The organism is Pseudothermotoga sp. (genome assembly GCF_031962025.1).
GTDB lineage: Bacteria > Thermotogota > Thermotogae > Thermotogales > DSM-5069 > Pseudothermotoga_B.
This window is the reverse complement of sequence record NZ_JAVRKW010000022.1, coordinates 1-11,750: the sequence shown is the minus strand read 5'-3', so window position 1 is coordinate 11,750 and position 11,750 is coordinate 1. Positions and strand designations below refer to the sequence as shown.

The window sequence follows — 11,750 nt, the reverse complement described above, 5'->3', positions numbered from 1 at the left end:
TTCAGCTTTTGTCACCGTTTCAACTCTTCTATGAGACTTCTTGCTACTTTTATTATACACATTCATCACCAGACTAACTTAAGCCATTCATCACAATCCCATAAATGGAATGTGCTTTCTGGCTTGTTTTTTTTTGTAACCGGCTGCCGATATCCTTGGTCCAGTTATTGTTCCTTCTTCAACTGCCTTTTTTATATTAACTGCAATTGCTCCCCCTGCATCTCCCACAGTCGTAAAGCCAGCTTTTATCAATGCATCCAGATCTTTGATAACTCTTGCAACAAGAACTTCATAAGGTGTCAATAGGGACTCTTTGACCATATCGCCTGTCCTGAAACCTGTGCAGTGCATATATTTTTAAGTGTGTGTAACTTTTTGGTTTATAAGACGGTATGGTAGGATTTTTATGGAGGTGGTTGTGTGGATCGCCCGGGTATTACGCTTGATAAAAAGCTGGTTGAGTATGCAAGAGAATTGGCGAAGGAAATAACAGATCAGATTCAAGAAATGATCAACCAGCATTCTACGGTTTCAGTAGAAAGAGCTGTTCTCAGACTTTTTGGGGTGGACGGAGTCACAGATGATCAAATTCCATTGGTAAACGTGGTGGTGGACAAAATCAAAGAGTGGGAGATGCTTCAAGATGGAGTTGCAAGGCCAATTGTCAATGCAATGATTGTGCTTGACAAAAGTGCGCAGGAAGTGGCAGAAGCGATAGCCAACGGACTGGACCTCAGATCTCTACCGTACGTGTCAAATGAAAAAATCAGCGTCAAAATGGAGGAACTATCGAAGCAAGCGCTTGAAAAAATAGAGAAAAAAAGCCAGGAAAGAGAAAATCTCTTAAAGGAATTGGGCGACCCACCTCAACCGTATAAATACCTGATTGTTGCAACGGGAAATATCTATGAAGATGTAGTGCAGGCAAGAGCCGCTGTACACCAGGGTGCTGATATCATCGCTGTTATAAGATCTACGGCACAGAGTTTGCTCGATTATGTTCCATACGGCGCAACGACAGAAGGATACGGGGGGACCTATGCCACTCAGGAAAATTTCAGGATCATGAGGCAGGCTCTTGATGACGTCGCAAAGAAGGTCAAAAGATACATAAGACAGGTTAACTATGCATCGGGTCTCTGCATGCCGGAAATCGCTGCGATTGCCGCTATGGAAGGGCTCGACATACTCTTGAATGACGCGATGTACGGTATCTTGTTCAGAGATATAAATATGATAAGAACCTTTACAGATCAATATATGTCAAGGCTTTTGTGTGCTTTTTCAGGTATAACGATAAACACCGGTGAAGATAATTATCTTACAACAGCAGACGCTATAGAGAAAGCTCATACCGTAACTGCATCGCAGTTGATCAATGAACAGTTCGCCCTTAAAGCCGGTATGAAACCGAGGTTGATGGGATTGGGACACGCCTTTGAGATAAATCCAGATATCGAGGACGGCCTTTTGTACGAAATAGCCCATGCAATGCTGGCAAGGGAACTTTTTGCAGATTATCCCATCAAATACATGCCACCGACAAAATTCATGACTGGAAATATTTTCAAAGGCTATGCGATGGAAACACTGTTCAATCTCGTTTCAGTGATGACGGGACAGGGAATACAGCTACTGGGAATTCTCACCGAGGCTATACATACACCGTATCTGCACGATAGATACCTTGCACTGGTAAATGCCAATTACGTTTTCAACAATGCCCGCCACCTCGGTCGGGAGATAATCTTCAAAAAAGATGGTTTTATTGAAAAACGTGCAAATCAGGTTCTCAGTCAAGCAGTGAATTTGCTTGAACATACCAGAGAAGTTGGTTTACTCAGGGCAATAGAGGAAGGTCAATTTGCCGATATTTCGCGCAAAAGAGACGGAGGGAAGGGTTTAGAAGGTGTCTTTAAAAAGTCAGAAAACTACGTGAATCCCATACAGGATGAACTGGAAAAGCGACTGGGGGTGAGAGGATGAATGTAGACCTGAGAAATATAAGACCTTATGGAGATCAACTGGGAGATGGTGCCGTTCAACTCTCATTCACTTTACCATTGGAGTGCGGTCCACTTGCACGTGAGGCGGCAAAACGTTTTTGTGAAAAACTGGGCTTTCAAGATGTAATTATAGCGACGATGGAAGATTTGGGAGAAAATTTCACGTTCTTTGTGATTTATGGCAAGACGTCTGTGTCTATTGATGCTTCCACTATAAAAGTTATTGCTCCGAAATTCAGAAAAATGACACGCGAACAGCTTGATGAACTTGTGGAAAAAGAATTCAAAAGAAAGATAGTTGTAGTTGGTGCGACCATAGGAACAGATGCACACACAGTTGGTCTTGATTCAATACTCAATATGAAGGGTTTCCACGGTGATTATGGACTTGAGAGATACCATGCCTTCAAAGTTTACAACATGGGTGCTCAGGTTTCGCCTGTTGATCTGGTCAGAAAAGTACGTGAAGTTGATGCTGACGTGGTGCTTGTATCGCAGGTTGTTACCCAGCGAAATGTTCACATAAAGCACTTAACAGAACTCATGGATCTTTTGTATGCCGAAGGTTTGAGGGATGATCTTCTGGTAATAGTTGGAGGACCGAGAATCACCCATGAACTTGCCTTAGAACTTGGGTATGATGCCGGCTTTGGTGCTGGTACAACTCCAAGTGATGTTGCCAATTTCATTGTTCAGGAACTTTTGAAAAAGCACTCTCGCTGATTAACTTTTTTGCGAATTCTTCTTCCTGATCGTCGGTGATTACTCCATCGAGTTTTGCACAGTAAAGTTTTTCGAGTATATCACCGACGGTCTTTCCCGGATTTAGACCAAAGTTTTTTGTGAGAAAATCTCCGTTGATTCTGAGTTTGGTCTGCCTCGATTTTTCCAGGTACTGTTTGAGATATTCCTGAGATTCCACATCAAGATAAGATGCCAGATAACAGTACGCTTGTGGTGAAAATCCCTGGGTGACTCTGTGTATATCAGAGAAATTCAATCTCATCAGAACAACTTTTGAAAGTGGTACGATCATTTTTTTCACCATTTTCAGTTCATCGATGAACGAAGATGACAGACCATACCTTTCCTTTATCTGTTCCAGTGCCGTATCACCGTGATATTCCAGAAAAACAAACATCACGCAGTAAAACCTGCTGACCTTTTTGAAGAAGCTTTCAGCCCATGGGAGAAAATCAAAAAGTGACCTCAGTTTTTCTTCCATTGTTGTTGTGTAAAAGACTCCGGGAAACATGTGTTTGAGAACCTCAAAATCGGATAGTCTTTTGAGAGCCTGTATTGGATTTCTCTCATCCAGTATTTTTTCGAATTCCTGTCTGAGTCTTGGACCTGTGACCTTTTCCAAATAACCCTGCTGTACTGCCTGTGTCATGAGCTGGGCTGTCTGCAATTCGATCTTGAAACCAAAACGCGTTTCGAACCTCACTGCTCTAAGTATCCTGGTTGGATCTTCTATGAAACTCAGTGTGTGAAGACACCTTATGAGTTTATCTTCCAGATCTTTTTTTGCTCCAAAGAAATCTATCAGCGTACCGAAATCTTTTGAATTGAGTTTTATTGCCATAGCGTTTATGGTGAAGTCCCTTCGATACAGATCCTTTTTTATCGTGCTAACTTCAACCTGTGGCAGTTCTGTGGGAGCCTGGTAGTACTCAGTTCGAGCAGTTGCCACGTCTATCCTCATTCCGTCTTTCAAAAACATTGAAGCGGTGAGAAATTTCTCGTATTTCACCAATTTCGCCGCGAGTTTCTCGGCTGCATAACTGGCAAAACCAAGACCATCTCTTTCAACAACTATGTCCATGTCGTAATTCGGATTGCCCATGAGTAAATCTCTCACAAAACCGCCGACTATGTAAACGGGAAGGTTGATATCATCACCGTACTGCCCCAGTTGCTTGAGTAAATCGATGATCTTCTTGGGTAAACTCATCATCAACAGATTTCGCACATCGATGAAAGCCATCTGAGTGTTTTGATGGATTGCTTTTCTCACTGGACGGGCAACATCTGAAAAACTCGATCTCATCACATCGGTTCTGGTAATTATTCCAACCAAAATTCCATGCTCAACGACTGGTATTCGACCAATATCGTTTTCTATCATGATCTGTCTCACTTTGTTCACGGGGGTTTCTGGTGTGACGACTATCAGTTTGCTGGACATGATGGATTTGATCGGTGCATTTTGCAAGCCATGGTTCATTGCTTTATCGACGGCTTTCTTTGTGACGATCCCGACTAATTTGTTCCCCTCGATTACAGGCAGTCCGTTGTGACCGGTTCTCTCCATGATTTTGTTGACTTCACCAATGCTCATTTCAGCATAAGCCACTCTCACGGGAAAGGACATCATATCCTTTGCACGCAGACCTTTGTTTAAGAACCTCTTGAGAGTCTCTAAGATAATCCTTTTGACCTCAGCAACATCGCTGGTATTCAGCGTACAGCTTGCAGCTTTTCTATGACCGCCACCACCCAGCTCCGTTATCATACCGCCTATGTCCACGTCGTTTGAAGATGTTCTTCCAATGACATGAGTTTTCTTACCGGTTCTTATGATGCATATAAGGGTTTCTGTCCCTTCTAAATACCAGAGTTTGCTTGTTACGGCATTCAAACCACCGACGAATTTGTCTGTTTCAGCAGTGCTGATACTGACCGTAGCTCCATCGATCTGCATTGTCTCCAAGTTGGACAAAAGCGATTCAAAAATCAATTTCTGATCGTAATTAAGATCATATTTTATGAAATCCGATACTTCGATCAGATTTGATCCCTTTTGCAGCAAATATTTGACTGCTTCAATATCCCGCACAGTGGTAGTTGTGTAGAGTAAATTTCCCGTATCTTCGTATATGGCTATTGAAAAGAGAGTTGCATCGATAGAATCGATTGGGATATTCCTCTTTCTTATCTCTTCGAGCAGTATGGTAACCGTTGCACCAACGCTTTCTATCCTTTTTTCACCCCTGATGGATATCTCTTTTATATCCGGATGATGATCGAAAACGAGAATATCTGGGACGCTTTCAACAATTGCCTGGATCTGTGTTCCTAATCTTTCCTTGGAAGCAGTATCCACCACGATCATCGATTCTACCGACTGGTCAGCCAGATCTTTTTCAGTGGCAAAAGGATACTTTTCTTCGTATATCGCCAGATATTGAGCTAAATTCTGCTGAGGAGTTCCACTCAGCACAATTGTGTAATCTGGATAAAGTTTTTTAGCCGCGACGCATGAGGCAAAACAATCAAAATCGGGATTTTTATGTCCAACAATGATCTTCAAGGTTTTTTCCTCCTGAGTGTTATCTGCTGACCCTGATTTAATTTGAAAAATTCTTCGGCGCAACCTTGATTTATTGCTATTTCCAAGAAGCCCGAACTGTCAATGTGGACAAGACCTTTCCCTTTTTCCACATCACCATAGGCTTTCACGTATGTAAGTTCGATTTTGTCGTTCAACAGTATGGTGTCGTCTATGTCCCATCCAAGCTTCTGTATAGATGAAGCAGGTATATTTGTTTCAACATTTCCAAACCCATCAAAGTAAACGACTTCTCCTATCACAGCATCTGCCTGAACTTGAGCCGCTTTTACCGGTAAAACTATGTAGTTTGGTAGTACACTGCCAACATCTTCAAACCGGACTCCTTTTGAAAGATGACCCGCCACTGCGGCAAAGATGTCTCTACCGTGAAATGTGTAAGAAGAACCATAGTGAAACGATTTGTTGTCCAGCTCTCGAACCTGTTTCACCCCATAGTTAAGTGCCACATATGTGAAAATTCCGTTATCTGGCCCTATGTAGAACTGTTCGTTTTTTGTCCTGATACAAATCGCCTTGCGGCTTGTACCTACACCGTAATCGACGACTGCTACAAAAATCGTACCCTGTGGAAAATCCACAGAAGCCCTCAAAAGTATGTGAGCAGCCATTCTCACATCAAATGGTTTGATATCGTGTGTGATATCAATTATTTCTGCATCTGGATTTATTTTTTTCATCACTGCTTTTGCCACACCAACATAATAACTTTTTAAAGACCAGTCTGTTAGAAAGGCTATCATCGTATAACCTCCTTCTCTCAATAAGATACTACTACAGCTTTTAAAAAAACGGTTGCCTTGAAATATCATTTCATTTTGGTGTATACTTGTGGTGTCAAAATCCTATCGCAAGGGGGTATGAAGATGAGAAAATTTCTCGTGGTCTTTCTGGCACTGGTGGCTTTCTTAGTGTTTGCAGAGGTTAAAAACCCAGACACAATCATAAGGCTCAATCTCGCCGGAGAACCCGATACTTTTGATCCACACTTTGCCTACGATACGGCAAGCGGCGAGGTTCTGAGCGAGGTCTATGAATGTCTCATCGAGTACGTGGGTTCAAGTGTTACAGAAATGGCTCCAAGGCTCGCTACAGCAGTACCATCTGTTCAAAATGGGCTCATCAAAGACGATGGAAAAACCTATATCTTCCCAATCAGAAAAGGCGTCAAATTCCACAACGGTGCAGAACTTAAGCCCGAAGATGTTGAATACAGTTTTGAAAGAGGACTGCTGTTTGATCCGGCTGGTGGACCCATGTGGATGCTGTGGGAGGCAATGTTTGAAGTTTATTCACTTGAAGAATTCGTAGAAGCTGTCACAGGGAAAAAATATTCGGATATGATTGATTCCAACACGGGTGAACCGTTGCCAGAGTACAAAGACACCCTTATCAAGATTTACACAGACTATATTGACCCAGCCATTGAAGTTCAGGGAGACAATGTTGTGTTCCATCTCAAAAGACCATTTGGACCATTTCTATCTATACTCTGTGGTTATGCAAACTGGAGTATGATTCTGAACAAAGAGTGGTCAATTCAGCAGGGTTGCTGGGACGGCAAGGCAGACACATGGTGGAGATACCACGATCTGGCGAAGGAGAAATCCCCGCTTTATGCAAAAACAAATGGTACCGGTCCATTCAAGGTAGTCGAATGGGATAGAGCACAGCAAAGGGTTACACTTGAAAGATTTGATCAGTACTGGAGAGGACCGGCAAAGATCAAGAAAGTGATTATATGGAACGTTGGTGAATGGTCAACAATGAAGGCTATGCTCGAGAAAGGCGATGCAGATATTGCTGCAGTTCCAACCATATACCTGTCTCAGATTGAAAACACCCCCGGTATAAAGGTTATAAAACCCCTGCCCGGTATTCAGGTGACATCGTTGCACTTTAACTGGAATGTCAGACCAGACAGCAAGTACATAGGTTCTGGCAAACTCGATGGTGAAGGTATTCCACCTGATTTCTTCAGCGATGAACACCTCAGAAGAGCCTTTGCTTATGTGATAAATTATGATGCTGTGATAAAAGACGTTCTAAAAGGTCTTGGAAAGAGAGTACCTTCAGATTTGCCGAGCTCCTTACTTGGTTACAATCCAAATCTGCCAATGTACCAGTTCAGTATAACCAAAGCAACAGAAGAGTTCAAAAAAGCATGGAATGGAGAAGTGTGGAAAAAAGGATTTAAACTCACGCTGCTGTACAACACGGGAAACGAAGTCAGAAGAACCATAGCCGAGATGATCAAAACATATGTGGAAATGATCAATCCAAAGTTCAAGATAGAAGTCCGCGGTGAACAGTGGCCAACATACCTGACCTCTTACAAAAATGGTTATCTGCCGGCATTTATCATAGGATGGCTTGCAGACTATCCAGACCCACACAACTTCATTCAGACATATTATCACTCAGCCGGAACATACGGTTTTGCACAGGGCGAAAACTTCAAGAAATTTGTGTCCACTCCAAGACCTGAACTTGGTGGAAAGAGTATTGACCAGATCATCGAAGAAGCCGCAACAAATCCAGATCCTGCTGTAAGACAAAAGTTATACGAACAGGTTCAGATTGTCGCTATAGAGCACGTTCTTGGAGTACCTATATTTGAAACACAGAACTTCTTTGTAGGAAGGACCTGGGTAAAAGGCTGGTTCAACAACCCGATGAGACCAGGGCATGATTACTACTATCTGTGGAAAGAAGAATAATCGAGTTTAGATTTCTCAAACCTGGGGTATCAACCCCAGGTTTTTTATTCTACATAATAGATTGAAGCAGTGTTGACATTCAAAATGCAAAATGATAAAATGAAAAAGCGGTGCCCCTGTAGTTCAAAGGATAGAACGGCGGATTCCTAATCCGTAAATGGAGGTTCGATTCCTCCCAGGGGCACCAGAAATAAGGGGCCGTTAGCTCAGCAGGTAGAGCACCTGACTCTTAATCAGGGGGTCGCAGGTTCGAATCCTGCACGGCCCACCAGCGAAAGCGGAAGCCTTGCTTCCCACCCCCAGACTTTGTCGAAGGGGTCCTGAAGGATGAAAACCGATAAGGAAGCGGGCTTTTGCCCGCTATTTTTTATAGGGAGGTCGAGAGCATAGAAAAAGAACAGGTTTTGTTGAAAAATGAACAGATCAGACATCCAAAGGTTCGGGTAATCGATTCGGATGGCAAGCAGATTGGAGTTATACCTACAAGAGAAGCGATCGAGTTGGCAAGAAAAAAGGGTCTTGATTTAGTATTGGTATCACCAAACACCGATCCACCTGTCGCAAAGATTATGGACTTTGGAAAGTACATGTATCAAATTTCAAAAAGGCAGAAAGAAGCCAAGAAAAAGCAAAAGCAGCAGGAGATCAAACAGATGAAGTTCAGACTCAAGATCGACGAACATGATTACCAGACAAAGCTCAAGCACATAAGAAGATTTATTGAAGAAGGCGACAAGGTCAAGGTCACGATCATGTTTCGGGGTAGGGAGATAGCTTTTTCCGACAGGGGAAAACAGATTCTGGATCGAATAGCAAGTGATCTTAGTGATATAGCAGTAGTTGAAGCTGATGCAAAACTCGAAGGTAGAGATATGTGGATGCAGCTCAAGCCAAAAAATGGATGAGGAGGTTCAACCATGGGCAAGATGAAGGTCAGCAAAACAGCGGCTAAGAGGTTCAGAGTTACGAAAAACGGTAAGGTGCTTTACAATCACGCCCGTACACGTCATACAACTGGTAAGAGAAAAAGATCAGCACTCAGAGTTCTGAGAAAGAAAGATGTTCTAAAAAAAGGTGATGAAAAGAGAATCAAAAAGCTCCTTGCCTTGAGATGAGAGGAGGAAATAGATCATGAGAGTTAAAAGATCGCTGCATGCAAAGAAGAAAAGAAGAGAAAGATTTCTAAAGGCTGCAAAGGGCTACAGAGGTGCCATTAGTAGAAGATACAAGCTTGCGAAACAGCATTATTATAGAGCAAAATGGTATGCGTATGTCGGTAGAAAGATCAAAAAGAGAGATTACAGAAGTCTGTGGATCACGAGAATAAACATAGCGGCAAGACAGAACGGTTTGAAATACAGTCAGTTAATACACGGGTTGAAACTTGCCAATGTAGCCGTCAACAGAAAAATGCTCGCTGAGCTGGCTGTAAATGATCCATCGGCTTTCAATGAGTATGTGAAGATAGCCAAAGAACATCTGGAAAAACATGCTGCTGTTTGAGTGAAAAGGCATCCACGTGGATGCCTTTTGTGTTATAATATATGTGAATCCTTTAACAAGACTTCTCGCGAGGAGGGTTCATGGTGGCTAACGTGCTTATAGAGATCAACGGGAAAAAGTACGAAGTGCCTTCAGGTGTTTCGATTTTGGAAGCCTGCAACATCGCTGGGATTTACGTGCCGACGCTCTGCAACCACCCAAGACTTGAACCAACAGGTGCATGTCGTGTATGTGTTATCGAAGTAGAGGGAGCAAGAAATCTTCAGCCTGCCTGTGCCACAAAGGTTCAGGATGGCATGAAAGTCAAAACAAAAACGGATCGAGTAGAAAAAGCTGTGAAGTTCAACCTTGCGTTGCTGCTCTCAAGACATCCAAAGGATTGCATGACCTGTGAAGCAAATGGGCACTGTGAATTTCAGGATCTGATCTATCGCTATGACGTTAAAGATCTGTTCCCGGCTGAAGAAAGAGTTAGCGGTGTATACGATGACAGTTCACCGGCGATAGTCAGAGATCTTGAAAAATGCGTTTTATGTGGCAGATGCGTCAGGGCTTGCTCGGAGCTTCAGGGAATGGATATTTATTCGATGGTTGAAAGAGGTTTTGAAACACTTCCTCAGACTGCTTTTGAAATGCCTGTATACGAAACTGATTGTATCAGTTGCGGTCAATGCTCGGCATTCTGCCCTGTCGGCGCAATTACTGAAAACAGCAATGTAAGAAGAGTTCTCGAAGAACTTGAAAAACACGACAAGGTCCTTGTGGTACAGACGGCACCGGCAACAAGAGTTGCCATTGGCGAAGAGTTCGGGCTTGAACCGGGTAGCATTTCAACGGGAAAGATGGTGGCAGCACTGAGAAGACTTGGTTTTGATTATGTCTTTGATACGAATTTTGCTGCCGACCTAACGATCATGGAAGAGGGTTCTGAATTTTTAGAGAGATTGAAAAACGGTGGACCGTTCCCAATGTTCACTTCATGTTGTCCTGCATGGATAAACATGGCTGAAAAACTCTACCCACAGTTTTTGAAAAATCTCTCATCCTGTAAATCACCGCATCAGATGTTGGGTCCTCTTATAAAAACATATTTTGCAAAAAAGAAGGGTATCGATCCTGAGAAAATCCTTGTTGTTTCTATCATGCCGTGTACAGCAAAGAAAGACGACATAACCAGACCGCAGCACAAAATCGAAGAAATGCCGGGTGTAGACATAGTGCTGACAACACGTGAGCTTGGAAAGCTCATAAAAATGAAAAAAATTCCATATGCATCCTTGCAAGATGAAGAATACGATGACCCGCTTGGTGAATCAACAGGTGCTGCTGCAATCTTCGGTGTCACCGGAGGTGTGATGGAGGCGGCATTGAGAACAGCCTATGAACTTGGTCTTGGTAAGCCTCTGCCAAAAATTGAGTTTACAAATGTTCGTGGCTTTGATGGTATAAAAGAGGCAACAATAGATTTCGATGGAAAGAAACTGAAAGTAGCTGTAGCCCATGGTGGTGCAAATGTCAGAAAATTGCTCGATAAAATCGTTGCAAAAGAGGCTTATTATGACTTTGTAGAGATAATGGCATGTCCGACTGGTTGTATAGGTGGAGGAGGTCAACCAAAGAGCCTGGACAAGAACGTGCTGATAAAGAGAATGGAAGGCATATACACAATAGATGAAAGAAGTAAGATAAGAAAATCACACGAAAATCCATCTATCAAGAAATTGTATGAAGAATTTCTGGAACATCCGTTGAGCCACGTCTCTCATGAACTTTTGCATACAACCTATGTTGACCGATCTAAAAAGAAAACCCAGGCTTTGCAAAGTACCAGAATCTGATGATCGCCTGATTTAAAAAGCGGGGGTTGCCCCGCTTTTTTATTTTTCTCTAACCCTTCCAAGGACCGCTCAAGCTGGTTTTAAAGATAATTTCACTTCAACATTAACGCAACTGGTACAACGTGATGAACCCATCTTCAATGCTGGAAAACCACGCCATGGCATCTAATTAGATTCAACTAAGTTCCAAGATCGGCTTGAATAGAGTGTTTATTTTGAAAAAGTGGTTTTTTCCCTTTGAAGTTCAAAGGTATGGTTTTTCGTGTGATATATACGTTCGTATACTATATATTGGGATCAACACCCGGGTGTACCCAAAAAATACAAGGAG

General features: G+C 42.6%; 10 protein-coding genes and 2 tRNA genes. 9 read left to right on the top strand and 3 right to left on the bottom strand.

Annotated features, from left to right (window positions below; genetic code table 11):
* Positions 1-90: 90 nt before the first annotated feature.
* Positions 91-321, bottom strand: a complete 231-nt coding sequence (locus tag AC4E92_RS09750) for a hypothetical protein (RefSeq protein ID WP_490240404.1) — start codon at positions 319-321, stop codon at positions 91-93.
* Between the two features lie 99 nt (positions 322-420).
* Between AC4E92_RS09750 and kamD the strand changes: the two genes are divergently transcribed.
* Together kamD and kamE are read left to right on the top strand one after the other, a co-directional pair.
* The gene (gene kamD / locus AC4E92_RS09745; RefSeq protein ID WP_490240403.1) at positions 421-1,986 is read left to right on the top strand and encodes a lysine 5,6-aminomutase subunit alpha; all 1,566 of its coding nucleotides are present in this window, start codon (positions 421-423) and stop codon (positions 1,984-1,986) included.
* Positions 1,983-2,729, top strand: a complete 747-nt coding sequence (gene kamE / locus AC4E92_RS09740) for a lysine 5,6-aminomutase subunit beta (protein WP_490240402.1) — start codon at positions 1,983-1,985, stop codon at positions 2,727-2,729. Before kamD ends, kamE begins: the two co-directional genes overlap by 4 nt.
* Here the strand turns inward: kamE and AC4E92_RS09735 are convergent.
* Both AC4E92_RS09735 and AC4E92_RS09730 read right to left on the bottom strand, forming a co-directional pair.
* A complete protein-coding gene (locus tag AC4E92_RS09735) occupies positions 2,692-5,319 on the bottom strand; it encodes a CBS domain-containing protein (protein WP_490240401.1) in 2,628 nt (875 codons plus the stop codon). The genes kamE and AC4E92_RS09735 overlap by 38 nt on opposite strands.
* Entirely contained in the window at positions 5,316-6,101 is a 786-nt protein-coding gene (locus tag AC4E92_RS09730; protein WP_490240400.1) for an SAM hydrolase/SAM-dependent halogenase family protein, read from the bottom strand. The genes AC4E92_RS09735 and AC4E92_RS09730 overlap by 4 nt, the downstream gene beginning before the upstream one ends.
* Positions 6,102-6,224: 123 nt before the next feature.
* Between AC4E92_RS09730 and AC4E92_RS09725 the strand changes: the two genes are divergently transcribed.
* The 7 genes from AC4E92_RS09725 to AC4E92_RS09695 all read left to right on the top strand — a co-directional run bounded on the left by AC4E92_RS09725 (position 6,225) and on the right by AC4E92_RS09695 (position 11,419).
* Positions 6,225-8,078 (top strand): ABC transporter substrate-binding protein, encoded by a 1,854-nt coding sequence (locus tag AC4E92_RS09725; protein WP_490240399.1) that lies wholly within the window; start codon positions 6,225-6,227, stop codon positions 8,076-8,078.
* Between the two features lie 112 nt (positions 8,079-8,190).
* Positions 8,191-8,265: transfer RNA gene (locus tag AC4E92_RS09720), tRNA-Arg, on the top strand.
* 8 nt (positions 8,266-8,273) lie between these two features.
* Positions 8,274-8,349: transfer RNA gene (locus AC4E92_RS09715), tRNA-Lys, on the top strand.
* Positions 8,350-8,431: 82 nt separating this feature from the next.
* Positions 8,432-8,983 carry a translation initiation factor IF-3 gene (gene infC, locus AC4E92_RS09710; protein WP_490240398.1) on the top strand — a complete coding sequence of 184 codons (552 nt, stop codon included), beginning with the start codon at positions 8,432-8,434 and terminating at the stop codon, positions 8,981-8,983.
* A 12-nt stretch (positions 8,984-8,995) separates the two neighbouring features.
* Positions 8,996-9,193 (top strand): 50S ribosomal protein L35, encoded by a 198-nt coding sequence (rpmI, locus tag AC4E92_RS09705; RefSeq protein ID WP_490240397.1) that lies wholly within the window; start codon positions 8,996-8,998, stop codon positions 9,191-9,193.
* 16 nt (positions 9,194-9,209) lie between these two features.
* Positions 9,210-9,581, top strand: a complete 372-nt coding sequence (rplT, locus tag AC4E92_RS09700) for a 50S ribosomal protein L20 (protein ID WP_490240396.1) — start codon at positions 9,210-9,212, stop codon at positions 9,579-9,581.
* Between the two features lie 83 nt (positions 9,582-9,664).
* Positions 9,665-11,419, top strand: a complete 1,755-nt coding sequence (locus tag AC4E92_RS09695; protein ID WP_490240395.1) for an NADH-dependent [FeFe] hydrogenase, group A6 — start codon at positions 9,665-9,667, stop codon at positions 11,417-11,419.
* The last annotated feature ends 331 nt before the right edge of the window (positions 11,420-11,750 follow it).

Bases quoted from the DNA above. Each gene is read 5' to 3' on its own strand.
- AC4E92_RS09730 (WP_490240400.1), bottom strand. From the start codon at position 6,101: ATGATAGCCTTTCTAACAGACTGGTCTTTAAAAAGTTATTATGTTGGT.
- rpmI (WP_490240397.1), top strand. From the start codon at position 8,996: ATGGGCAAGATGAAGGTCAGCAAAACAGCGGCTAAGAGGTTCAGAGTT.
- kamE (WP_490240402.1), top strand. From the start codon at position 1,983: ATGAATGTAGACCTGAGAAATATAAGACCTTATGGAGATCAACTGGGA.
- rplT (WP_490240396.1), top strand. From the start codon at position 9,210: ATGAGAGTTAAAAGATCGCTGCATGCAAAGAAGAAAAGAAGAGAAAGA.
- AC4E92_RS09725 (WP_490240399.1), top strand. From the start codon at position 6,225: ATGAGAAAATTTCTCGTGGTCTTTCTGGCACTGGTGGCTTTCTTAGTG.
- AC4E92_RS09750 (WP_490240404.1), bottom strand. From the start codon at position 321: ATGGTCAAAGAGTCCCTATTGACACCTTATGAAGTTCTTGTTGCAAGA.